Source organism: Psychroserpens sp. BH13MA-6, from assembly GCF_052983595.1.
Map to the genome: position 1 here is coordinate 295,771 of NZ_JBRJGE010000004.1, position 25,995 is coordinate 321,765.

The 25,995-nt window shown below is 37.5% G+C and carries 11 protein-coding genes and 2 tRNA genes; 8 read left to right on the plus strand and 5 right to left on the minus strand.

Features of this window, described 5'->3' with window-relative positions; genetic code table 11:
• Positions 1 to 263: 263 nt before the first annotated feature.
• The gene (locus ACU8DI_RS10395; RefSeq protein WP_447112709.1) at positions 264 to 1,841 is read left to right on the plus strand and encodes an NAD(P)H-hydrate dehydratase; all 1,578 of its coding nucleotides are present in this window, start codon (positions 264 to 266) and stop codon (positions 1,839 to 1,841) included.
• A 53-nt stretch (positions 1,842 to 1,894) separates the two neighbouring features.
• On the opposite strand, the gene ACU8DI_RS10400 is transcribed toward ACU8DI_RS10395, so the two are convergent.
• On the minus strand, positions 1,895 to 3,292 hold the full coding sequence (locus ACU8DI_RS10400) for a TlpA family protein disulfide reductase (protein ID WP_447112710.1): 1,398 nt from the start codon (positions 3,290 to 3,292) through the stop codon (positions 1,895 to 1,897).
• A 123-nt stretch (positions 3,293 to 3,415) separates the two neighbouring features.
• On the opposite strand from ACU8DI_RS10400, the gene hutH reads away from it, so the two are divergent.
• On the plus strand, positions 3,416 to 4,927 hold the full coding sequence (gene hutH, locus ACU8DI_RS10405) for a histidine ammonia-lyase (RefSeq protein ID WP_447112711.1): 1,512 nt from the start codon (positions 3,416 to 3,418) through the stop codon (positions 4,925 to 4,927).
• Positions 4,928 to 5,296: 369 nt separating this feature from the next.
• Entirely contained in the window at positions 5,297 to 14,182 is an 8,886-nt protein-coding gene (locus ACU8DI_RS10410) for a T9SS type A sorting domain-containing protein (RefSeq protein WP_447112712.1), read from the plus strand.
• 203 nt (positions 14,183 to 14,385) lie between these two features.
• Here ACU8DI_RS10410 and ACU8DI_RS10415 read toward each other — a convergent pair whose 3' ends face one another.
• A complete protein-coding gene (locus ACU8DI_RS10415; RefSeq protein ID WP_447112713.1) occupies positions 14,386 to 14,751 on the minus strand; it encodes a hypothetical protein in 366 nt (121 codons plus the stop codon).
• An 84-nt stretch (positions 14,752 to 14,835) separates the two neighbouring features.
• A complete protein-coding gene (locus ACU8DI_RS10420) occupies positions 14,836 to 17,385 on the minus strand; it encodes an ATP-dependent Clp protease ATP-binding subunit (protein ID WP_447112867.1) in 2,550 nt (849 codons plus the stop codon).
• A gap of 258 nt (positions 17,386 to 17,643) precedes the next feature.
• On the opposite strand from ACU8DI_RS10420, the gene gyrA reads away from it, so the two are divergent.
• Both gyrA and ACU8DI_RS10430 read left to right on the plus strand, forming a co-directional pair.
• Positions 17,644 to 20,190, plus strand: coding sequence for a DNA gyrase subunit A (gene gyrA / locus ACU8DI_RS10425; RefSeq protein WP_447112714.1), 2,547 nt, complete (start codon positions 17,644 to 17,646; stop codon positions 20,188 to 20,190).
• A 26-nt stretch (positions 20,191 to 20,216) separates the two neighbouring features.
• Positions 20,217 to 21,491 carry a tetratricopeptide repeat protein gene (locus ACU8DI_RS10430; protein ID WP_447112715.1) on the plus strand — a complete coding sequence of 425 codons (1,275 nt, stop codon included), beginning with the start codon at positions 20,217 to 20,219 and terminating at the stop codon, positions 21,489 to 21,491.
• A 66-nt stretch (positions 21,492 to 21,557) separates the two neighbouring features.
• On the opposite strand, the gene ACU8DI_RS10435 is transcribed toward ACU8DI_RS10430, so the two are convergent.
• Both ACU8DI_RS10435 and ACU8DI_RS10440 read right to left on the minus strand, forming a co-directional pair.
• Complete coding sequence (locus tag ACU8DI_RS10435; protein ID WP_447112716.1) at positions 21,558 to 22,307, minus strand: C40 family peptidase; 750 nt, start codon at positions 22,305 to 22,307, stop codon at positions 21,558 to 21,560.
• An 8-nt stretch (positions 22,308 to 22,315) separates the two neighbouring features.
• Complete coding sequence (locus ACU8DI_RS10440) at positions 22,316 to 23,494, minus strand: acetyl-CoA C-acyltransferase (RefSeq protein ID WP_447112717.1); 1,179 nt, start codon at positions 23,492 to 23,494, stop codon at positions 22,316 to 22,318.
• A 155-nt stretch (positions 23,495 to 23,649) separates the two neighbouring features.
• Between ACU8DI_RS10440 and ACU8DI_RS10445 the strand changes: the two genes are divergently transcribed.
• From ACU8DI_RS10445 to ACU8DI_RS10455, 3 genes are all read left to right on the plus strand, one after another.
• On the plus strand, positions 23,650 to 25,695 hold the full coding sequence (locus tag ACU8DI_RS10445) for an HD family phosphohydrolase (protein WP_447112718.1): 2,046 nt from the start codon (positions 23,650 to 23,652) through the stop codon (positions 25,693 to 25,695).
• Between the two features lie 94 nt (positions 25,696 to 25,789).
• Positions 25,790 to 25,874, plus strand: a tRNA-Ser gene (locus tag ACU8DI_RS10450).
• A gap of 20 nt (positions 25,875 to 25,894) precedes the next feature.
• A tRNA-Pro gene (locus tag ACU8DI_RS10455) sits at positions 25,895 to 25,969 on the plus strand.
• Positions 25,970 to 25,995 lie beyond the last annotated feature (26 nt).

Sequence of the window (25,995 nt, forward strand, 5' to 3'; positions counted from 1 at the left end):
GAAGAAATGATAGACGATTAACCCCTAAGGGTCATAATGCCAAAAGTCATCCCAAAAATCATGGTGATGCTATTCTGTAAAGATATTTGTACTTGATGTGACATTTTCATAGACTATACCTTTCAAAAGTATTATTTTTACAAGAATAAAAAAACTTAAAGGGTTGTTTTGCGTTTTTTTCAGTTTAACACATGGTTCATAAAATAATTAGCAATTAAAATGAAAAATAATCACAATTTAACAACTGATTTAAAAGGATATAGATGAAAATATTTTCAAAAGAACAAATTTATCAAGGAGACGCGTTAACAGCAAAAAAGCAGAATATTTCTTCCACAGAATTAATGGAGCGTGCTGGTATACAAATTTTTAATTGGTTGCATGTTAGAATGCAAGGTGCGCAAGTACCAATTCATGTGTTTTGTGGGATTGGGAATAATGGAGGTGATGGTTTGGTTGTGGCGAGGCATTTACTCACGCACGGTTATAATGTGACAACTTATATTGTGAATTGCAGTGATAAACGTTCTAAAGATTTTTTAATTAATTACGATAGAATCAAACAAACCACCAAGGAATGGCCAGAGATGATGGCCTGTGAAGCTGATTTCCCTGAGATACATAAAGACGATATTATTGTAGATGCTGTTTTTGGAATCGGACTTAATAGACCAGCCAATGATTGGGTGAAAACGCTATTTGTACATTTCAAAAATAGTAAAGCGTTTACATTGTCAATTGATATTCCATCGGGTGTCTATACAGACAAGATTCCGGAAGATGAAAATGGCGTGGTTTGGGCTAATTATACCTTGAGTTTTCAAGCGCCAAAATTAGTATTCTTTTTACCTGATACGGCCAAGTACACGGTACAATGGGAAGTGCTGGATATTGGTATCGACAGAGAATTTTTATTTACGACGGAAACCACAGCTGAATTGATAGGTAAGATTGAAGTTTTACCCCTCTATCAACCTCGTCAGAAATATGCGCACAAAGGAACGTATGGACATGCCCTGATTGTTGGTGGAAGTTATGGTAAAATTGGGTCGGTATTGCTCGCTAGTAGAGCAACATTATCTATAGGAGCTGGTTTAGTGACGGCTTATATTCCAAAATGCGGTTATCAAATCATGCAAACTGCCTTACCTGAAGCAATGGTGATTACAGGGGAAGATGAACAAATAATTTCTAATATCAATGTGACGTTTGAGCCAACGGTTATTGGTTTAGGTATAGGTATGGGGACAGACAAGAAAACCATTTTAGGACTTGAGGCATTTTTAAAGGAGCATCAACGTCCAATGGTTATTGATGCAGATGGATTAAATTGTTTGGCTCAGAAAAAGAGTTTGTTGAAACTGCTGCCGGAGCACACCGTTTTAACACCGCATCCAAAAGAATTGGAGCGCCTTATCGGTCATTGGAAGGATGATTTTGATAAACTTAAAAAGACTAAGGAATTTTCAAAAAAGTATCAGGTGATTGTGGTCATAAAAGGCGCACATACTATTACGGTATTTCAGGATAAATACTATATTAATACAACCGGCAATCCTGGTATGGCAACCGCAGGTTCTGGTGATGTTCTAACAGGCATTATTACTGGATTAATTTCGCAAGGCTATGAGGCACTCTCAGCAACTGTGTTTGGCGTTTACTTGCATGGGAAGGCAGCAGATATCGCTATTGAAGATTTAGGATATCAAAGCTTGATTGCAAGTCATATCATTGAAGCCTTGGGTGACGCGTATATTGATTTGTTTCGACAGCCTGAAGAGCCAGAGCCGCAAAAAGAACCTGAAGAAGAAGCAGCAAACAATCAAGACAAAAAATCCTAAAAAAAAAGAGCCACTGATGTCAGTGGCTCTTTTTTTTAGAAGTTATTGTTGGACTACATTTTAGCTGTTTTATCTGAATTTAACTCATTTTTCAATAGTTCTGTTAATTTCGGATTCGAAGGTCTAGGTGCATCTGCACTTACGATATTTCCATTCGGATCAATTAATATAAATCTCGGGATGCCTTGTATGGCGTAATCCTTCACAAATTGTGAATTCCAATCATTATCTGCCATCAATTGAATGCCACCTAATTCTTTGTCATCAACCATCGTTACCCATTTATCATGATTTTTCTTTTCATCAATGGAAGCACTCACAAAAGCGATATTTTCGTTATGAAAATTTTTCTCCACTTCTTTTAAAGAAGGAATTTCTCTAATACATGGTCCGCACCAAGTCGCCCAAACATCCACATAAACATATTTGCCTTTAAGATCAGAGAGGGATGTGGTTCCTCCTTCATGGTTTTCATAGTTTACGAATTGAGGCGATGGTTTACCTTTGATCAAATCTTTATTCTTATCAAAGGTTTCCGTCAAGGATTTGATGTCATCTTCATCAGTAGAATTCTCTTTAAAAAAGCTATAAATAGCTTCCATATTCGGATTGGCTGGTGAGATTAAAAAACTCCCTAAATAGTCAATGGCATCGTTTTTCAATGCTTGAATTTTAACTTCTTTTAATTGTTTTAAGTCAGACACATCAACTTCTGTTATGTCATCTCCAATATTTTCAAATATGGAATTCATCAGATCTGTAAAAGCCATATTTTTATAAGAGCTTGAAGATTTATAGGCTTTTTCATTATCAAATGCCATGTTTTCCAATTCATTAGGGATGAATCCCTCGGACACTTTAAAATCCTGTTTATTGGTATAGCTGCCATGACGTTCCGCATAGGTATTGAGCATCGCATAATTGTCGTACACCAAATTTTGTTTTTCGGTAGCCAAGAAATCTTGATCAGCTTCAGTTAACTGTCCTAATTGCGACTCATTATTATTTTTAATTTTAGAGAGTTCCTTTAAAAATGTCTCTTCTTCCAAAGAATAAAACTCCCTAGCGTTAGTCATAACTTCTATATTATTTAAAGTTTTGGTCGCCAAGTAATTGTTTTCAATAGCGCCTTCTCCAGTATATTTGATAGATTCATCAAATTGATTGGCATCTAGAGACATCGCTAATTCATTCCCTTTTTTCAAATAAATAGGTGTGTATTCACGTCCAATGGATAAGGTGTAAAATCCACTCTCTGGAATATCAAGCGTATCTGTAAAAGTGCCAGACGCATCTATCGTTATTACTTTAGTGTAATCGGCATTGTTGATTTCGACAGTGGTCGCTTTGGTGTTTTCAACCTTTCCTGTAATAACGGTGTAATCAATTTTAGGATCTTGCTGACAAGCAACTATCGAGAGTCCGCAAATGATCATGAGTATTTTTTTCATAGTATAAGTATTAGTCGCTCAAAAATACAGATTATTAAGTACTAAGAATAAACTTTATAAATTATTAACATTTTTTGCAAAGTCGATATGTTATTCAGAATTTTGATACCGTAAATCAATCCTATGAATGCTATACATTATATCTCTTCTGATATTTTAGAATTATCCACTATAAGAGACATCATATTTCAAAACAAAAAAATAGAACTTTCCCAAAATGCCGTAGAGAAGATAAAAGCGTGTAGAGATTATTTAGATGAAAAAGTAAAACATCAAGACAAACCCATTTATGGTATCAATACGGGTTTTGGATCTTTATGTGACGTCAAGATTTCGAAAGATAATTTGACGATATTACAAGAGAATTTAGTCATGTCACATGCATGTGGTACAGGAGATAGAGTGCCAAATAGTATCGTGAAATTAATGTTGTTGTTGAAAGTTCAGTCCCTAAGTTATGGACATAGTGGTGTACAGCTAGCAACAGTGGAGCGATTAATTGATTTTTTTAACCACGATGTTTATCCTATCGTGTATACAAAAGGATCTCTAGGAGCATCTGGAGATTTAGCACCCTTGGCTCATTTAGCCTTGCCTCTAATTTCTAAAGGTGAAGTTATTTATGACAATGAGGTCTATAGTGCAAAAGACATTTTGAAAAAGTTTCATTGGGAACCAATTTTATTAAAATCGAAAGAAGGCTTAGCCCTTTTAAATGGGACCCAATTTATGAGTGCCTATGGTGTTGATTTACTAATGAAGTCTTATGAACTTTCTTATTTCGCGGATTTCATTGGCAGTATTTCGCTTGAAGCATTCGATGGGAGAATAGAACCATTTAACGAATTAGTGCATTTGGTGAGACCTCACAAAGGCCAATTAAAAACAGCAGAACGTATTCGTGAATTTTTAGAGGGAAGTGAATTAATAAAACAAGAAAAATCCCATGTTCAGGATCCTTACTCTTTCAGATGTATTCCTCAAGTTCACGGAGCTACAAAAGACACATTGGATTTTGTTCATAAAGTTTTTAAAACTGAAATTAACGCGGTAACAGATAATCCAAACATTTTTATTGGAGAGGATGAAATTATCTCTGGAGGTAATTTTCACGGACAACCTTTAGCCCTAGCATTGGATTATTTGAAAATCGCAATGGCAGAATTAGGCAATATTTCAGAAAGGAGAACTTATCAGCTCGTATCTGGATTGCGAGGCTTACCGGCTTTCTTAGTAGATAATCCAGGATTGAATTCAGGCTTTATGATACCACAATATACGGCTGCAAGTATGGTAAGTGCCAATAAGCAATTAGCCACGCCAGCTAGTGTCGATAGTATTGTCTCAAGTAATGGTCAAGAAGACCATGTAAGTATGGGTGCAAATGCTGCAACACAATGTTTTGAGATCGTCAGAAATGTCAAGAACATACTTTCTATTGAATTACTAAATGCTTCACAAGCTATTTACTTCAGGAAGCCTTTGACTTCCTCTCCGTTAATTGAAACATTTTTAGATAGTTATAGAGCTGCGGTGCCATTCGTTAAAGAAGATGAGGTTTTTTATATTTTAATGAAAAACACGCTGCATTTCATCGACGATTTTTACATCGAAAATGATCTGCTTTTCGATTAAATGCAGAAAAAAATGTTGAACTGTTTGATCTGAAAAAAAAGAATAAATTTATTTGGCAGTCAGTTTATTATGATATACTTTTGAAAGTAAGTTAAGGTGAGTTTCGCTCATTTTTAACCCAATAGTAAGTTTCATAATAGCAATAAACTTACTGTTCTTACCTAAAAATTGTTTGATAGCACAACAATTGATTATTAGCACATTTATTGATTTTAGAATGATGTCATTCTAAGCGTTGATATTCTGTTTGTCAGGATGTCTATTTGATTTTAAGCTTACACGCAAATGTATTTGCGCTTTTGCTGACAATACGTGTATTGTCTATATAAATGTTAAGATAATTTTAATTTAAAACCAAATGTTATGTTTATGAGCAATTTTACCCGAAGTGGTAGACGCGCCAAAATTTGGCAATCTATCACGAGTTTATCGTGTTGTAGCATTGATCTTAAGACTAAACGAAATTTAAGCATGAAGGTTCTGGCCTTTATCATGCTTTTTGCGTTTAGTACAAGTTCAGTGTTCGCACAAGACACGGCTCGAAGTACTTTCTTCAACCGTTGTCAAGCAGACGCACCTCCTGGTCCTAGTGAGGCAGACGTTGCTAACCTTTACCTGAACCAATGTGGGGACGTTCCTGCACAAGTTGTTAAGTCAACTTTGATGGAAGGTAACGATTGTGCTTGGAATGTTGAATACACTTACGATGTGAAGTGTGGAGACTTTGAAGAGCAAATCAAAATTAGCTACAACGGTGGAGATATTTCAGCCCCTGAATTAAATGATGGCGCTGAAGTTCCTACAGGAGGTAGTAACTTGAACTTATGCTATAGTGATATCCCAGAGGGACCAAGTATAGCTGATATTGCTGCATTGTATGTAGACAATTGTAGCGATGTGATTGTTACTAAATCTGGCAGCCCAGAAGGAAGCGATTGTGCTTGGAGTGTGACATATAAGTATACAATACAAGATGCTTGTGGTAACATGGCCGAAGACTTAGATGTGTCTTATTCTGGAGGTGATTTAGCACCACCAACATTAAACAAAAACGCGCAAATTCCTTCAGGGGAAAATGGTTTGAACCTTTGTTTTTCAGATAAGGTTGCAGGACCTGCTGTTGAAGAAATCGCAGCCTTATTTTCTGATAACTGCGGTTTAGTTATAGTTGATAAGACTGAAGACTCCAAAGGAACAGATTGTAAATGGTTAGCAGTTTACACCTACACCATCCAAGATGAGTGTGGAAATTTTGCTGACCCTATTTCTATTACATACCGAGGTGGAGATTTTGAAGCGCCAGTATTGGCGAATATCCCTGCTGACGTTACAGTAGATTGTATCGATGAAATTCCTGGTTTCCCTAAAAATGTAAGTGCTTCAGATAATTGTGCTCCTAAAGTTACAATTTCTGTAAGCGATGATAATTCAGGATTAGGAGACGCTTGTAACGGAGGTACAGTTGTTAGAACTTGGATCGCTACTGATGATTGCGGTTCAACATCTTCTGCTAGCCAAACTATCACGGTTTTACCTACACCTGAAGCTACATTAGCTGAAATTGCATTCGTCGCAAATATATCATGTGAAGATGCTGCTGGTTTTGAAGCTCCTGACTTATCATATAATAATGGTGTAGACGGTGGCGCTTGTGCTGTTTCTGGAAGTCTTGAAGCAGTAGTTGTTCCTGATTATACAGAGTGCGGTGGTACTATCACTGTATCTTATGATGGCGTTGATTCTTGTGACCGTCCTTTAAGTGCTGGTCCATTTGTTATCACTGTCGATCCAGCACCAATGGCTGAGTTTGAACAAGTTGTGAATATGGAAATTACCTGTGAGGAAGCGAATGCTTTTGAGCCAGGATCATTGTCATATACTAACGGTGGAACTGGAGCTTGCGAAATCTCTGGATCTGTACCAGGTGAATTACTAGGTTCTTACACAGAATGTGGAGGAACACTTTATGTAGACTGGGCATTTACTGATGATTGTAATAGAACAATTACAGCTAAGAAAACTATCACCGTGTTACCAGCACCAATGGCTGAGTTTGATGAAGTTATTGATATGGAAATGACTTGTGAAGAAGCGAATGCTTTTGAAGCAGGATCATTATCTTATACAAACGGTGGAACTGGAGCTTGTGAAATCTCTGGATCTGTACCTGGTGAATTAAGTGGTACTTACGATGAATGTGGAGGAACACTTTATATTGATTGGTCATTTACTGATGACTGTGATAGAACAATCACTGCTCAAAAAGTCATCACAGTCTTACCAGCACCAATGGCTGAATTTGACGACGTTATCGATATGGAAATCACTTGTGAAGAAGCGAATGCTTTTGAGCCAGGATCATTATCATATACTAACGGTGGAACTGGAATTTGTGAAATTTCAGGATCAGTTCCTGGTGAATTAACAGGATCTTATACGGAGTGTGGTGGAACATTATATGTTGATTGGTCGTTTACAGATGATTGCCAAAGAACAATCACAGCTAAGAAAACAATCACGGTTTTACCAGCACCTATGGCTGAATTCGACGAGGTTCTTGATGAAGAGATCACTTGTGAAGAAGCTAACGATTATGTAGCTGGATCTTTATCTTACACTAACGGAGGAACAGGAGTTTGTGAAATTTCTGGATCTGTTGATGGTGAGTTAAGTGGACAGTACAACTACTGTGGAGGAACACTTTACGTAGATTGGACGTACACTGATGAGTGCCAAAGAACTATAACAGCTCAAAAAGTAATCACTGTATTACCTGCACCAATGGCAGAATTTGATCAAGTAACCGATATGGAAGTGACTTGTGAGGAAGCTGGAGCAATTGAAGCAGGATACTTAGCATATTCTAACGGAGGAACTGAAGCTTGTAATATTTCTGGAGAAGTATTAGGAGAATTAACTGGTTCTTACACAGAATGTGGTGGTACATTATATATCGATTGGACTTATACTGATGAGTGCCAAAGAACAATAACAGCTAAGAAAACTATCACTGTGTTACCAGCACCAATGGCTGAGTTTGATGGTGTTGAAGACATGGAAGTGTCTTGTGAAGAGGCTGCATCTATTGCGGCAGGCTACTTAGCTTACACTAACGACGGAACTGGAGCTTGCGAGATTTCAGGAGAAGTGTTAGGAGAATTAAGTGGATCTTACACTGAATGTGGAGGAGCACTTTATATTGATTGGACGTTTACTGATGAATGTAATAGAACAATCACTGCTCAAAAAGTAATCACTGTCTTACCCGCACCAATGGCTGAGTTTGACGATGTTCAAGATATTCAAATTGAATGTGATTTAGCAGATGATTATATCGTAAACCCATTAGCATACACTAACGGAGGAACTGGAGCTTGTGAAATCTCTGGATCTGTACCTGGTGAATTAAGTGGTTCTTACACAGAATGTGGTGGAACACTTTATGTAGATTGGACGTTTACTGATGAATGTAATAGAACAATCACTGCTCAAAAAGTAATTACTGTCTTACCAGCGCCTATGGCTGAGTTCGAAGAAGTTAATGATATGGAAATCACTTGTGAAGAAGCGAATGCTTTTGAGCCAGGATCATTATCATATTCTAACGATTTAGCTGGAGCTTGCGAAATCTCAGGATCAGTTCCTGGTGAATTAACAGGATCTTATACGGAGTGTGGTGGAACATTATATGTTGATTGGTCATTTACTGATGATTGTGATAGAACAATCACAGCTAAGAAAACCATCACCGTATTACCAGCACCTATGGCTGAATTCGACGAGGTTCTTGATGAAGAGATCACTTGTGAAGAAGCTAACGATTATGTAGCTGGATCTTTATCTTACACTAACGGAGGAACAGGAGTTTGTGAAATTTCTGGATCTGTTGATGGTGAGTTAAGTGGACAGTACAACTACTGTGGAGGAACACTTTACGTAGATTGGACATATACTGATGATTGTCAAAGAACTATTACGGCTCAAAAAGTAATCACTGTATTACCAGCGCCTATGGCTGAATTCGACGAGGTTCTTGATGAAGAAATCACTTGTGAAGAAGCTAACGATTATGTAGCTGGATCTTTATCTTACACTAACGGAGGAACTGAACTTTGTGAAATTTCAGGATCTGTTGAAGGTGAATTATCAGGATCTTACACAGAATGTGGTGGAACACTTTATGTTGATTGGACTTATACTGATGATTGTGACAGAACAATCACAGCTAAGAAAGTTATCACTGTGTTACCAGCACCAATGGCTGAATTTGAAGCAGTTGATCATATTACAATTTCTTGTGAAGAGGCTAATGACTTTGAAGCAGGATACTTAGCATATTCTAACGGAGGAACTGAAACTTGTAATATTTCTGGAGAAGTATTAGGAGAATTATCTGGTTCTTACACAGAATGTGGTGGTTTATTATTTGTTGATTGGACATTCACTGATGAATGTGGTAGAACTATCACTGAAACACAACAAGTGAAAGTTAACCCAGCACCACCTGCTGTTTTTGACGAAGTTCAAGATGAAGAAATCACTTGTGAAGAAGCAAACGTTTATCAAGCTGGATCTTTAGGTTATTCTAACGGAGGAACGGAAGCTTGTAATATTTCAGGTGAAGTACTAGGAGAATTAAGTGGATCTTACACAGAATGTGGTGGAACACTTTATGTAGACTGGACATTTACTGATGAGTGTGATAGAACCATCACTGCTCAAAAAGAAATCACTGTCTTACCAGCACCAATAGCTGAATTTGACGAGGTTCTTAATGAAGAGATCACTTGTGAAGAAGCTAATGATTATGCAGCAGGATCTTTATCTTACACTAACGGTGGAACTGGAGCTTGTGAAATCTCTGGATCTGTTGATGGTGAATTAAGTGGATCTTACACAGAATGTGGTGGAACATTATATGTTGACTGGACATTTACTGATGACTGTGATAGAACTATCACTGCTCAAAAAGTAATCACTGTGTTAGCAGCGCCTATGGCTGAATTCGAAGAAGTTATTGATATGGAAATCACTTGTGAAGAAGCGAATGCTTTTGAGCCAGGATCATTATCATATACTAACGGTGGAACTGGAGTTTGTGAAATCTCTGGATCAGTTCCTGGTGAATTAAGTGGATCTTACACGGAGTGTGGAGGAACATTGTATGTAGATTGGACTTATACTGATGATTGTGATAGAACAATCACAGCTAAGAAAACGATTACTGTGTTACCAGCACCTATGGCTGAATTCGACGAGGTTCTTGATGAAGAGATCACTTGTGAAGAAGCTAATGATTATGTAGCTGGATCTTTATCTTACTCTAACGGAGGAACTGGAGTTTGCGAAATCTCTGGATCTGTTAATGGTGAGTTAAGTGGACAGTACAGCTACTGTGGAGGAACACTTTACGTAGATTGGACATATACTGATGATTGCCAAAGAACTATTACAGCTCAAAAAGTAATCACTGTGTTACCAGCGCCAATGGCTGAATTCGATGAGGTTCTTGATGAAGAGATCACTTGTGAAGAAGCTAACGATTATGTAGCTGGATCTTTATCTTACACTAACGGAGGAACTGGAGCTTGCGAAATCTCTGGATCTGTTGAAGGTGAATTAAGCGGTGAGTATACTTATTGTGGTGGAACGTTATATGTTGATTGGACTTATACTGATGATTGTGATAGAACAATCACAGCTAAGAAAACAATTACTGTATTACCAGCACCAATGGCTGAGTTTAACGAAGTCGTTGATGAAGAGATCACTTGTGAAGAAGCGAATGATTACCAAGCAGGATATTTAGGATATTCTAACGGAGGAACTGAAGCTTGTAATATTTCAGGTGAAGTACTAGGAGAATTAAGTGGCTCTTACACAGAATGTGGTGGAACACTTTATGTTGACTGGACTTACACTGATGATTGTCAAAGAACTATTACTGCGCAAAAAGTAATCACTGTATTGCCAGCGCCAATGGCTGAATTTGACGAAGTGACTGATATGGAAATTACATGTGAAGAAGCGAATGCTTTTGAGCCTGGATCATTATCATACACAAACGGTGGAACTGGAGCTTGTGAAATCTCTGGATCTGTTCAAGGAGAATTAAGTGGCGAGTACACGTACTGTGGAGGAACACTTTATGTTGATTGGACATTCACTGATGATTGTGATAGAACCATTACAGCTAAGAAAACAATTACTGTTTTAGCAGCACCAATGGCTGAATTTGATCCTATTGAGAATGATTCTATTGCTTGTGAAGATTTAGCATCTTACGAAGCTGAGTTCTTATCATACTCTAACGGAGGAACTGGAGCTTGCGAAATCGCAGGATCTGTTCAAGGTGAAGCAGAACCTTTCGAAGGAAGCTGTGGAACTTTTAACGTGAACTTTACTTATACTGACGACTGTGGACGTACAATTACTGCAACTCAAACAATTACAGTAATTGATGAAACAGCACCAATGTTAGTAGGTGAGTTACCTCAAGGTGAATCTAATTTAGATCTTTGTTTTGAAAACCGTCCAGAAGGACCAACTGTAGAAGAAATCGCTGCATTGTTTGAAGATAACTGTGGAAACGTCAATGTGACGAAAACAGAATCTGCACCTCAAGAAGACGATTGCCACTGGGCTGTAATGTACAGATATGAAATTCAAGATGATTGTGGAAACTTTGCTGCACCAGTGAAAGTATTCTACAACGGTGGAGATTACTCTGCTCCTGAATTAGTTGGTACATTACCAGAAGGAACTACAGGATTACAGTGTTTAAGCGAAAACCCTGGTGGACCATCAGCGGCTCAAATTGCTGAAGCATTTGCTGATAACTGTGGTACGGTAACTGTAACTGCATTAGATCCTGTAATTGAAGGAGATGATTGTGGATGGACTGCTACTTACACATATACTGTGCAAGATGCTTGTGATAACTTCGCAGATAACGTGGTTATCGTAAATAGCGGAGCAGATACAATGCCTCCAATGTTAGAAGGTGAAATACCAATGGGTCAAAATACCTTAGATCTATGTGCTGACTCCGATTTAGGAGAGCCTTCTGAAGAAGAAATCGCAGCACTTTACAGTGATAACTGTAGTGAAGTAACTGTAACTAAGGTTGAGAAACTTTACGGAACAGACTGTGAGTGGATCAGAGTATTTGAATACACTGCAATGGATGCTTGTGGTAACGCAGCAGGACTTGTTAAAGTCAACTACCAAGGTGGTGACAATTCTGCTCCTGTACCAACAGGTGAATGTGATAATGAAACAATGGTGATTGGAACTGAAGATGGTGCCGTATGCCCAGCTGATGCTTCAATATCATTAGAGGTTGGAGATGAAATCTCTGCAGGTGACAATTCTTGGACAGTTGCAGGTTTAACTGTAGCGTCTATGAATGGAACTTTAGTACCATGTTACATGGATAACTGTGCAGATGTTGATGAATTAACTTTCAGAGTTATTGCTAAGTCAACAGTTGCAGGAGATTGTTCTACAACATTAACGGTAACGTTCGAAGTTGAGGATTTATGTGAAAACGTATCCGATCCATTTGTATGTACATTTGTTGTTGTTGATGATACTGCACCTGTAGTAGAATGTCCAGAAGGTCAAGATTTCGGTTTTGTTACAGAAGCTCCTTCGAGCTTAGCTGATAAGGCACCATATACCGATAATTGTCAAGCTGATGGTCAAACTCAAGATTTCGTAGATGTTATTACTGAAACAGTAGGTGAATCAATCTATGTAAGTGGTGATTATGTATTCACTTTTGAAGAAGGATATGTATTAACATTAGGAGGTTTACCAACAGGTACTCAAAATGATTATCCTTACTATAGTGGAGCTATAACTGACTTAAACGGAAACCCATTAACAAATTATGGAACTTTCGAAGTTATTTATAATCCTTCTACTGGACAGTATGATGTGATGCAAGATTTTGGAAGTGGCGCTTTTGTAGCAGGTACTGCAACAATAAATGCTTTTGAAACTTGTGATGCAACGGCTTGGATATTTGAAGCTCAAGATGGTCACAATAAGGCATTTACATTAGAGTGTCCTGAGTTTGAAGAAACTACTGAGGTTACTTTAGTACGTACATTCACGGCTGATGATGGTTGTGGTAATACTGCTGAGTGCGATGTGACGTATACTTGGAGTGAAACATTATCTCCAGATAATGATACATGCGCAGATGCAACACCAATTGCTTGTGGTGATTCAGTAATGGGAACTACCGATTATGCAAGTCAAGAAAGTGACTTACCAACTTGTGGTACTAGCTTAAATACGTCACCAGGCGTATGGTATGTATTAGAAGGTACAGGAGATGTTCTTGATGTCACTGCCGATACATTTGGATCTGATTACGATACGAAGTTAGGCGTGTTTACAGGAAGTTGTGGTCAACTAGTTTGTATTGTAGCAAACGATGATGCTAGTGCAACTTTACAGTCGCAGGTTGAATTCCAGTCTGAAGTAGGTGTAGATTACTACATTTATGTATCAGGATTTGGAGGTGCAACTGGTGATTACATGCTAACAGTAGCTTGTGAAGAGGTTCCTGCAACATGCGGTTTCCCAGCAGTCGCTTGTGGAGATGAGGTTTCTGGAAACAACGGAGACGGTGGTCCAGAAGATGTTGAAGATAATTTTGGTCGTCTAGGTAACTGGTACTCATTTACGGGTACAGGTTCTGATATCGCTGTCTTTAGCACTTGTAACAATGCAGATTTCGATACAGTTATTAGTGTTTGGACTGATTGTGGAGAAACTTTTATAACTGGTAATGATGATACGGCTGGATGTGGTTTAACATCTATTGTAGACTTCTTTGCTGAGGATGGTGTTGAGTATAGCATCTTTGTGAGAGGTTTCGCTGGAGCAACAGGTAACTATACCATGAATGTATCTTGCGACCCAGCGGTGACAAGACAGCAATTAGCTGAAGCCAATAACACTCTTAAAGATAAGGTTGTTATCGACTTTACTGCGTATCCAGTACCGTTTGACAATGAAGTAAACATTGCTTACTCATTTGAGTTTGAAACTAATGTAACTATCGAGTTATTTGATACTAAAGGCTTATTAGTCTTAAGTGAAACTAACGATAGATATGTTGCTGGATCTAAAGACGTCGCTACTTTCGACTTGTCTAGATCTTCAAGCCAAATGTTCTATGTGAAGTTGACAACTAGTCAAGGTACTGTTACTAAGAAGATTGTATCTTCTGGTAAATAGGAATTGATAAATAATTAGGGAACATTCCCTAAGGGTATAAAAGAAAGGCAGCTATTTTAGCTGCCTTTCTGCTTTTAATAAGTGATTGGTTTGTATAATGAACACCATGACTATACAACTTAAGCACACTAGTGCTTACTAAGAGTCAATTGCAGTCTAAGGAATGGGATGCGCAGGAAGGATTTATAAAGGCGACAAGAATTTTAATGAACAACAGATTTTGCCCATTCTATGGCATCACTTAATTCATCGAAAATTTCAAAAGGCTTGTTAAGAAATAGCTTTTCGATTTTTGCGGTACTTTTGGCCATGTAATTTTTAGATACCACACAAAACCCAACGAGATTTGAGATTTTCGACGTCTCATTGTAAACGGCTGGATCTACTGAATAAGAATTGATTCGATGTGTGATATACACAAAGGGCTTCTTGTTAAAGTAGGTGTCTGCAATTTGAGTTAATGTTTCGTTATGCGAAGCTGTCACATGAACACCTGTATTCATCGTTACGATCATATAAGAATCGTATATGTGAATATCACAAAAATCAAGTGTTATTTTGTCCGTCATAATTTAAAGTTAGGCATTCAAAAAATAGCAAACAAAAAAAAGCCTCTTAATTTTAAGAGGCTTTTTTTAAACGGAATGCTAAATTTAGGATTCTGTTTTGCTTTCGGATTTTACAATTTTAATGGTCAATTCATCAGATTTACTATCTAAATCCATATGAATGGTATCACCTTCATGCAATTGTGAATTGATGATTTCCTCTGCCAGTGCATCTTCAATATATTTTTGAATAGCACGTTTAAGAGGTCTTGCACCATAGTCTTTATCAAAACCTTTTTCAGCAATATAATCTTTCGCTTTTTTAGATAATTTCAATTCATATCCTAAATCCTTGATACGTTTCACTAAATGTTCTAGTTCGATATCAATAATTTTGTTAATGTCTTCTTTATCTAGAGCATTAAATACCATGACATCGTCAATTCTATTTAAAAATTCTGGAGCAAATGCTTTTTTAAGCGCATTCTCTATGATACTTCTCGTATTGTCACTAGCCTGCGCTGTTTTTGCAGCTGTTCCAAATCCAACCCCTTGTCCGAAGTCCTTAAGCTTTCGCGCTCCAATATTAGACGTCATAATAATAATGGTATTCCTGAAATCAATTTTTCGACCAAGACTATCAGTTAAATAACCGTCGTCTAAGACTTGCAATAACATATTAAAGACATCTGGGTGGGCTTTTTCAATTTCGTCCAACAGAATCACTGCATATGGCTTACGACGCACTTTCTCAGTAAGTTGTCCGCCTTCCTCATACCCAACGTATCCTGGAGGCGCTCCTATTAATCTTGAAATGGCGAATTTCTCCATATATTCACTCATGTCAATTCTTACTAAGGCTTCTTCGCTATCAAATAACTCACGAGCTAGAACTTTTGCTAACTGCGTTTTACCAACACCTGTTTGACCTAAAAATATAAATGAGCCAATAGGCTTATTAGGATCTTTAAGTCCTGCACGATTTCTCTGAATAGCCTTCACTACTTTGGCAACAGCGTCATCTTGACCAATCACTTTACCTTTAATTAATTCGGGTAATTGCGCTAATTTGTTACTTTCTGTTTGTGCAATTCTATTTACAGGAATGCCAGTCATCATAGATACCACATCTGCCACATTGTCTTCCGTTACAATCTCACGGTGTTGTTTGGTCTCTTCTTCCCATTTTTCCTGTGCCACAGCCAATTCTTTTTCAAGACGCTTTTCATCATCTCTTAATTTGGCGGCCTCTTCATATTTCTGTTTCTTGACAACCGTATTCTTGGTTTCTTTAACTTCTTCAAGTTTATTTTCAAGCTCGATGATTTGTTTCGGCACATTAATATTGGTAATGTGGACACGAGAACCAGCTTCATCTAAAGCATCAATGGCTTTATCTGGTAAGAATCGATCGGTCATATACCTATTGGTCAATTTTACACAAGCTTCAATCGCTTCTTGCGTATAATCGACATTGTGGTGTTCTTCATATTTTCCTTTGATATTATTCAAAATCTCAACCGTTTCCTCAACCGTCGTTGGTTCTACGATGACTTTTTGAAAACGTCGTTCTAAAGCACCATCCTTTTCGATGTACTGTCTGTATTCATCCAGAGTCGTTGCACCGATACATTGGATTTCACCTCTAGCTAATGCTGGTTTAAACATATTAGAAGCATCAAGGCTTCCTGTCGCGCCACCTGCTCCAACAATGGTGTGAATTTCGTCTATAAATAAAATGATGTCGTCATTTTTCTCAAGCTCATTCATAACCGCTTTCATGCGCTCTTCAAACTGACCTCTATATTTGGTTCCAGCCACAAGACTCGCCAAATCTAAGGTCACTACACGCTTATTAAAAAGAATTCTCGATACTTTTCGTTTTACAATTCTAAGTGCCAAGCCTTCAGCAATAGCTGATTTACCAACACCAGGTTCACCGATTAAAAGTGGGTTGTTTTTCTTTCGTCTACTTAAAATTTGGGACACACGTTGTATTTCTTTTTCACGTCCTACAACAGGGTCTAATTTACCATCTTCAGCAAGGACAGTCAAGTCTCTACCAAAGTTATCCAATACCGGTGTTTTGGACTTTTTGGTGGATTTGGCTGAAGATTGTCCAAAGGGATTTTCTTTAGCGTCACCTTCATCATTGGGCTCATCATCAGAGAATGATTCTGCCTTTGGAAGGTCTAAATAATCATCATCATTTGTAATCATAAATTTGAATTGTTCTTTTACGTTATCATAATCTACCTTTAACTTATTGAGAAGTTTGGTGGTAGGGTCGTTTTCATTTCTTAAGATGCACAGTAATAAATGTGCTGTGTTAATAGAAGTACTTTGAAATAGTTTGGCTTCCAGAAACGTCGTTTTTAAGGCACGTTCTGCCTGCCTAGTGAGGTGCAAGTTCTTTTTCTCGTTAGAAGACTCCGTAATATTAGGATTGGCAGGACTTAAAATTTCAACCTTCCTCCTCAGGTGATTGAGATCTATATCCAATGCATTTAATATGTCAATGGCTTTGCCACTTCCATCACGGAGTAGGCCTAACATTAAGTGTTCAGTGCCAATAAAATCGTGACCTAAACGCAAGGCTTCCTCTTTGCTATATGCAATTACATCTTTAACTCTTGGGGAAAAATTATCATCCATAGTAATCTCTTTCTGCATTAAAAATAATAAAATCTACCTAATAAAAAGGCAAAAACCATACCCTAAATAGAGCGTCGCTACTAATTGAGTGAAAAAACTTTACAAATTCAAAGTATTTAACAGGATACTTATCAAAAAACAGTCAATTTTTTGTTAATAAAAAGTTTCAAATTTAGAGGATTTATCAAGTCCAAACACTATGAAATTCGTTATCTTAGCACGATTTGAAAACCTACAAAAATCTAATTTAAAATACATATGGAAGAAGGAGAGAAATTGATTCCAATTAACATTGAGGATGAAATGAAATCGGCTTACATTGATTATTCAATGTCGGTCATTGTGTCACGTGCATTACCAGATGTGAGAGACGGTTTAAAACCAGTTCACAGACGGGTTCTTTATGGCATGCACGAACTTGGTGTTAGATCAAATACTGCTCATAAGAAATCTGCAAGAATCGTAGGTGAGGTATTAGGTAAATACCACCCTCATGGAGATACGTCGGTTTATGATGCCATGGTAAGAATGGCACAAGAATGGAGTTTGCGTTATATGTTGGTAGACGGACAAGGTAACTTTGGGTCTATTGATGGTGACAGTCCAGCAGCCATGCGTTACACGGAAGCCAGAATGAAGAAAATATCAGAAGAAATGCTTGCTGATATTGATAAAGAAACGGTTGACCACAAATTAAATTTTGATGATACCTTACACGAACCAACGGTTTTACCGACAAGAATCCCAGGATTGCTTGTGAATGGTGCCTCTGGAATTGCGGTAGGTATGGCTACCAATATGCCGCCTCATAATTTATCTGAAGTTATTGACGGAACGGTAGCGTATATCGATAATCCTGAGATTGAAATTGATGAATTAATTCAGCATGTTAAAGCACCCGATTTTCCAACGGGAGGAACCATTTATGGTTATGATGGCGTAAGAGAAGCGTTTAATACAGGACGTGGTCGCATTGTACTTCGTGGTAAAGCTAGAATTGAAGAGGTACAAGGAAGAGAAAGCATAATCGTGACAGAAATTCCGTATCAAGTCAATAAGGCAGACATGATTAAGAAAACTGCGGATCTTGTTAATGAAAAAAAGTTAGAAGGGATTTCTACCATTCGCGATGAATCGGATAGAAATGGTATGCGTATCGTTTATGTTTTGAAACGCGATGCCATTCCTAATATTGTTTTAAATAAATTATATAAGTATACAGCATTACAATCGTCTTTCAGTGTGAACAATATTGCACTGGTAAATGGAAGACCACAATTATTAAATCTTAAAGATTTGATTCATTACTTTGTCGAGCACAGACACGAAGTTGTCGTAAGACGTACAAAGTATGAATTGCGAAAAGCAGAAGAGCGCGCTCATATTTTAGAAGGACTGATTATTGCTTCAGATAACATCGATGAGGTGATTGCCTTGATTCGTGCCTCCTCGAATGCTGATGAAGCGCGAAACAAATTGGTTGAGCGATTCAAGCTTTCCGAAATACAAGCGAAGGCAATCGTTGAAATGCGTTTGCGTCAATTGACAGGACTAGAACAAGACAAGTTGCGTTCGGAGTATGAAGAGTTGATGAAGACCATTGAAGACTTAAAAGACATCCTTGATAAAAAGGAGCGTCGTATGGATATTATCAAGGAAGAGCTCACTGTTATTAAAGAGAAATATGGAGATGAACGTCGATCAGTGATTGAATACGCTGGTGGTGACTTGAGTATTGAAGACATGATTCCTGATGAGCAAGTGGTCATTACAATTTCACATGCTGGTTATATCAAGCGTACCTCTTTAACAGAGTATAAGACACAAAATAGAGGTGGTGTTGGTCAGAAAGCATCGACTACAAGAAATGAGGATTTCCTTGAGCATCTATTCGTTGGAACCAACCATCAGTACATGTTGTTCTTTACACAAAAAGGTAAGTGCTTCTGGATGCGTGTTTATGAAATACCAGAAGGTAGTAAAACCTCTAAGGGACGAGCAATTCAAAACTTAATCAATATTGAGCAAGATGATAAAGTGATGGCCTTTATTTGTACACAGGACCTAAAAGATGAAGATTATATTAATAATCATTATGTGATTATGGCCACTAAACAAGGTCAGGTCAAAAAGACGTCCTTGGAACAATATTCTAGACCACGTACCAATGGTATCAATGCCATTACAATTAAGGAAGATGATGAGCTATTAGAGGCAAAGTTAACGACGGGTAATAGTCAAGTCATGTTAGCATTAAAATCTGGTAAGGCGATTCGATTTGAAGAAGAGAAAACAAGACCTATGGGTAGAAATGCCTCAGGTGTTAGAGGTATTCGTTTAGCGAATGATAAGGACGAGGTTATTGGTATGATTGCTATCGAAAATCCGCAAGAGGAATCGGTGCTAGTGGTGTCTGAAAAAGGCTATGGTAAGCGAAGTTATATTGATGATCCAGAAGATGGAGAAGCAGTTTATAGAATCACTAATCGCGGTGGAAAAGGGGTGAAAACGATTTCCATAACTGAAAAAACCGGTCATTTAGTCGCTATAAAATCGGTCACTGATGATGATGATTTAATGATTATTAATAGATCAGGAATTGCCATTAGAATGGAAGTGAAAGATTTAAGAGTGATGGGAAGAGCTACACAAGGTGTCAAACTCATCAATCTTAAAGGGAATGATTCCATAGCAGCTGTTGCGAAAGTGATGAAAGAGGATGATGAGGAAATGGATGTCGATATGTCTGATAACGAAGATGTTAATGATAATGGCACAACTATTGCATCTAACGAAGAGGAATAAACTATTAACACTAAAAATAACTAATAATGAAAAAACAAATTGTAGTTGCTTTGTCACTTCTGGTGAGTACAATAGGGTTCTCCCAGAAGAGCGAATTAAAAGCTGCTGAGAAAGCAATTAAAACAGGAAATTATGCAGATGCTAAGTCTGCAATCCAATCTGCAGAATCACTGATTGCAGGTGCAGACGATAAGTTGAAAGCAAAGTTCTACTTTCTAAAAGGCCAAGCGTGGTACGCTAATGGTAATGCATCAAGTGAAGATACCAGTAAGGCGGTTGAAAGTTTCAATATGGTGCAGGAAATTGAAGGTTCTGGGAAAGGCAAGTACTCAGACGAGGTTCTAGAATTGAAAACTACGATTATTAATAATTACCTGGCTAAAGCCAATGCGGCATTAGGAAAAAAAGAGTACACAAAAGCGTCTAGTGATTTTGATAATGCTTACAGAATGTCACCTAAAGATACGCTATATCTGTATTATGCAGCATCAACTGCAGTTACAGGCCAGGATTATGATGCATCACTTAAGTATTATGAGGAATTAAAAGACTTAGGCTATCAAGGTGTCGCTACACAGTATATAGCTGTTAATAAGGAAACTGGTGAAGAAGAGGTTTTCGATAATAAATCTATGCGAGATATTTCCGTTAAAGCAGGAACGCACATTGCTCCTAAACAGGTGCAAACAGAATCTAAATCGGCTGAGATCGTAAAGAATATTGCTTTGATTCATTTAACAAATGGTGATGATGAAAAAGCTGTAGCAGCTATGAAAGATGCGAGAGCGCAAAATCCAGATGATTTAGGTTTACTTATTTCTGAGGCCAATGTTCAGTTGAAAATGGGCAACAAGGCTCGCTTTAAGGAATTAATGGAAGAAGCGACTACTAAGGATCCAAATAACCCTGAGTTACAGTATAATTTGGGTGTTATTTCTGCGGAAGCAGGTCAGGATGAAGCTGCTAAGAAGTATTATGAAAAAGCCATCGCCTTAGATCCGTCTTATGCTGATGCTTATAATAATATGGCTGTACTAATTTTGGGTGGTGAAAAAGCCATCGTTGAAGAAATGAATTCTCTTGGAACTTCTGCAAAAGATAACAAACGTTATGACGAGTTGCGTGAAGATCGAAATGACTTGTACATGTCTGCGATACCATTTTTGGAAACAGCATTGAAATTGAGACCAAAGAATATTCAAGCAGCACAAACGCTAATGAATATTTACAGTGCAACTTCACAGACAGACAAATTTAAAGCAATGAAGGCGAAAGTAGAAGCCTTAAAAGCTGGAAACTAAATAAGTTTTCTTATATAAAGTTAAAAAAGCGATTAGAACTATTTCTAATCGCTTTTTTATTTTGTCTTATATGATTTTTTTGATCACCCGAAGCTTATGAGTATGAATTTGCTTATCCACGTTATATATTCCAGAATGATCTAGTCTATCAATTCTTACTTTACCATGTGCGTGAATAATATAATTGTCTTCCATGATAATGCCAACATGTGTAATGATACCTTCAGAATTATCAAAAAAGGCTAAATCTCCAGGTTCGCTTTCCTCAATAAAGCTCAGAGCTTGCCCTTGAGTAGCCTGCTGAGATGCATCACGAAGGATGGAATACCCATTCAGTTTATAAACCATTTGCGTAAATCCGGAACAATCGATGCCAAAAGGTGTCTTGCCACCCCAAAGATAGGGTGCATTCAAATAGTTGAATGCTGTTTTGATGAGGTTCTGTTTCTCTTGTTTCGTTGCTATGCTATTCCCGTCAAATGAATGATTTAAAAGCTGAAGTCCATTTAAGGATGAACCCATAGGGATCGTGTATAGTTGTTGCTTATCATCTTGAACAAATTCGATTAAGTCAGTGGATAGTTTGTGTGCTTCACTTTTCAAGTTGTTATAAGCGTCTTCAGTAATTTCTAAATACTGCTTATTGTCAATCCAGCCTTCATATTTGTCGAACGCCAATCTAATTCTACTCCATGACTTCCGTTGCTCAAGAACTTTAAAAATTTCACCGTAGAGTACTTGCGATACTAATTCACAGGAATCACTTGGTTCAACTCTTAGCGGAACAATACTCAGATTACAAATTCCGTATTGCATTAAATAGTTTAATTACGTTCAATAACGATTGCAGAGGCACCACCACCACCATTACAAATGGCTGCAGCTCCAATTTTAGCATTGTTTTGTTCTAATACACTTAGCAAGGTGATGATAATCCTAACACCAGAACAACCTAAAGGGTGTCCTAATGAAACAGCGCCACCATTGACATTGACATTGTGGTCTTCTAATCCGAGTAATTTCATGTTGGCAAGTCCAACGACCGAAAATGCTTCATTGAACTCAAAATAATCAACATCTTCTAATTTAATTCCAGCTTTATCCAAAGCTTTCGGGAGCGCTTTAGCCGGCGCTGTTGTGAACCATTTTGGTTCTTGAGCAGCATCCGCATAACTTTTAATAGTTGCTAACGGTTGCAAACCTAATTCCTTGGCTTTGTCTTTACTCATTAAAACCATGGCGCCAGCACCATCATTTATGGTTGATGCATTGGCAGCAGTAACAGTTCCATCTTTAGTGAAAGCAGGTCTGAGCGCTGGAATTTTCTCCATTTTCACATTGCTGAATTCCTCATCTTTTGAGACTACAATAGGTTCGCCACGTCGCTGAGGTACTTCTACAGGGACTACTTCATTATCAAATTTACCGGCATTCCAAGCTTCAGCTGAACGTTTGTAAGATTGAATGGCAAAGGCATCTTGGTCTTCTCGAGAAAATTCATACTCTGAAGCACAAGCATCTGCACAAACACCCATGGCATTTTGATCGTAAGCATCGACTAAACCATCTTTTTGCATGCCATCAATTAAAGAGGTTGGTCCAAATTTAGTTCCAGTTCTAGCATGAAGGTAATGCGGAATTAAACTCATATTTTCCATGCCACCGGCAACGACAATATCGGTATCTCCAAGTGCAATAGATTGAGCAGCTTGCATGACGGCTTTCATTCCAGAGGCACAGACTTTATTCACTGTAGTGCAAGGTACGGTGTCTGGAATGCCAGCATAAATTGCAGCTTGACGAGCAGGTGCTTGGCCTGTCCCAGCCTGAACAACATTACCCATTAAAACTTCTTCAACCATTTCTGGCTTCAAATTTATTTTATCTAATGCGCCTTTAATGGCTACAGCCCCTAATTTTGGTGCAGGAACGGTGGATAATGCTCCTAAAAAACTCCCAATTGGTGTTCTCGCCATTGACACGATGACAACGTCTCTACTCATTTTCTTTCTGTTTTTAATTGTAGCAGCAAAATTAATCAATTTTAATTAAATGCCGTGACTACTTTGCTAATAGGAGTTCGATTATATTTTCTTACTTTTGAAGGTATAAATGCAGCGAATTTTTAGTAATTCCCATGTTTTCCAAATAGCCGATAATGAATGATCTCATAAATAAATGGTATAAAAATCATGCACTTCTTTATAAAGTGCTTTTGTTTTTGAGTACAACTTTTCTAATTGTCTACTTATTTCCTAAAAGCGGCAAATTTGGATACGATTTCGATAAAGGAAAACCCTGGCAGTCAGAAAGTCTTTTGGCTCCGTTTGATTTTGCTATAAAAAAGTCGGCGGATGAATTGCGTTTGGAACAGATAGAAGCATCAGAAAAGAGTGCTTTGTATTTTGATGTCAATCCGCAGGTTCAGGCCAACGTCCTCAAAAATTTTGAGGAGAAATTTAAATCGTCATTTACGGATAGTATTATAAGGCGTCATAGAAACCTTTTTGGTGTTGGAGAAACTGCTATAAATGACATATATGAATTTGGAGTCTTAGATGAAGACTACGAGTATGAAGATGATAAAAATGTTATTTTAACAGAAGGTCAAACCGAATATGCAGAAACGCAATTTGCCAATCTAACTAAAATTGATGGATTTCGAGAAATTGTAGAAAGTAAGCTCCAGCAAAATGACCTCGAAAATTTTGAAGCGACTTTTATCTCTATTTTTTTCGATATCATTCAACCGAATCTAGAACTCAATGCGTCGTTAACGCAAAATGCCTTGAATGAAAAATTAGAGGCCATTTCTGAAGTTCGCGGTAGTATAGAGAAAGGAACACTTATTATTTCGAAAGGTGAAATTGTTGAGGGTAACAAATACGAAGTTTTAAAGTCTTTAGAATCTGAATACGAATCCCAAGTATGGAATGAGTCTAATTATAATTGGATCATATTTGCCTATGCGCTTTTGGTGTCTTTAGCTTTATTGATGCTCCTTCTTTTTCTACGAAAGTACCGTATGGAAGTTTTTCTTGATAATACAAAAGTGACGTTTATTTTCTTCAATGTATTATTGATGATTTTGCTCACAACCTTGGTAATCAATTACAATTCTCAATATGTGTACGTGGTGCCTTTATGTATTTTACCGTTGGTATTAAAAGCTTTTTTTGATGCCAGATTAGGATTGTTTGCACATGTGTTAACCGTATTGTTATTAGGCTTTATCGTTCCCAATAGTTACGAGTACATGTTCTTACAAATTATAGCTGGAATTGTAACCATTTTGACTGTTTCAGAATTATATAAAAGAGCCAATCTATTTATTTCGGTTGGACAAATCACCTTAATTTATATCATCGCTTACTTTGCATTTTTCGTCATTCAGGAAGGAGATGTTACAAATTTAAATCCAACCACATTTGGACTATTTGTACTCTGTGGTTTGGCAACGCTTTTTGTACAACCTTTAATTTATATTTATGAAAAGCTTTTCGGTTTGGTTTCAGATGTCTCTCTATTAGAGCTTTCAGATACGAATACTAAATTATTGAAAGAACTTTCTAATAAGGCGCCAGGAACTTTCCATCACTCCTTAAATGTGGCGAATTTGGCAGAAGCCTCAGCAAATGAAGTAGGAGCGAATGCCATGCTTATTAGGGTGGGTGCTTTATATCATGATATTGGCAAGATGAAGAATCCTACGTATTTTACAGAAAATCAGGCTACTGGTATTAACCCACATGATGAATTGTCACCTAGGGAGAGCGCTAGGATCATTATTAATCATGTGTTAGATGGTATTGAGATCGCCAAGAAAAATAACATTCCAGATAGGGTTATTGATTTCATCAGAACGCATCACGGTACAAGTATGGTCTATTATTTTTACAGGAAAGAAAAAGATATGAACGCAGATACTGATGAAGCGGATTTTAGGTATCCAGGACCGCAGCCCTTTAGTAAAGAAACGGCCATTTTAATGATGTGTGATAGTGTAGAAGCTGCATCTAAAAGTTTAAAAGATCCTACGAGTTCAAAAATTGACAAATTTGTCGAATCCATTATCACAAAACAAATGGAGGATGGTCAATTTTTAAATGCGAATATCACATTTAAGGAGATTCAGTCAATCAAAAAAGTTCTCAAAGTAAAGTTGGCTAACATTTTCCATCTTAGAATAGAATATCCAGAATAAATTATCTCAAAAAAAATATTGAAAATTGTTGTGTTCTTGCCAATGAAAAGTTACATTTGCATCCCATTAAAAAGACGTTCTTTTTAAATTTATTGGAGAGTTGCCAGAGTGGTTAATGGAGCAGTTTGCTAAACTGTCGACGGGTAACTGTCGCATGGGTTCGAATCCCATACTCTCCGCAATATATTGATAACCGTTTCGGGGTGTAGCGTAGCCCGGTTATCGCGCCGCGTTTGGGACGCGGAGGTCGCAGGTTCGAATCCTGCCACCCCGACTTAAAAAAGCCCAACTTTCATAGTT

Excerpts from the sequence above, each read along its gene's own strand:
- ACU8DI_RS10395 (WP_447112709.1), top strand. The coding sequence starts at position 264 with ATGAAAATATTTTCAAAAGAACAAATTTATCAAGGAGACGCGTTAACA.
- ACU8DI_RS10400 (WP_447112710.1), bottom strand. The coding sequence starts at position 3,292 with ATGAAAAAAATACTCATGATCATTTGCGGACTCTCGATAGTTGCTTGT.
- hutH (WP_447112711.1), top strand. The coding sequence starts at position 3,416 with ATGAATGCTATACATTATATCTCTTCTGATATTTTAGAATTATCCACT.
- ACU8DI_RS10410 (WP_447112712.1), top strand. The coding sequence starts at position 5,297 with ATGAGCAATTTTACCCGAAGTGGTAGACGCGCCAAAATTTGGCAATCT.
- ACU8DI_RS10415 (WP_447112713.1), bottom strand. The coding sequence starts at position 14,751 with ATGACGGACAAAATAACACTTGATTTTTGTGATATTCACATATACGAT.
- ACU8DI_RS10420 (WP_447112867.1), bottom strand. The coding sequence starts at position 17,385 with ATGGATGATAATTTTTCCCCAAGAGTTAAAGATGTAATTGCATATAGC.
- gyrA (WP_447112714.1), top strand. The coding sequence starts at position 17,644 with ATGGAAGAAGGAGAGAAATTGATTCCAATTAACATTGAGGATGAAATG.
- ACU8DI_RS10430 (WP_447112715.1), top strand. The coding sequence starts at position 20,217 with ATGAAAAAACAAATTGTAGTTGCTTTGTCACTTCTGGTGAGTACAATA.
- ACU8DI_RS10435 (WP_447112716.1), bottom strand. The coding sequence starts at position 22,307 with ATGCAATACGGAATTTGTAATCTGAGTATTGTTCCGCTAAGAGTTGAA.
- ACU8DI_RS10440 (WP_447112717.1), bottom strand. The coding sequence starts at position 23,494 with ATGAGTAGAGACGTTGTCATCGTGTCAATGGCGAGAACACCAATTGGG.
- ACU8DI_RS10445 (WP_447112718.1), top strand. The coding sequence starts at position 23,650 with ATGAATGATCTCATAAATAAATGGTATAAAAATCATGCACTTCTTTAT.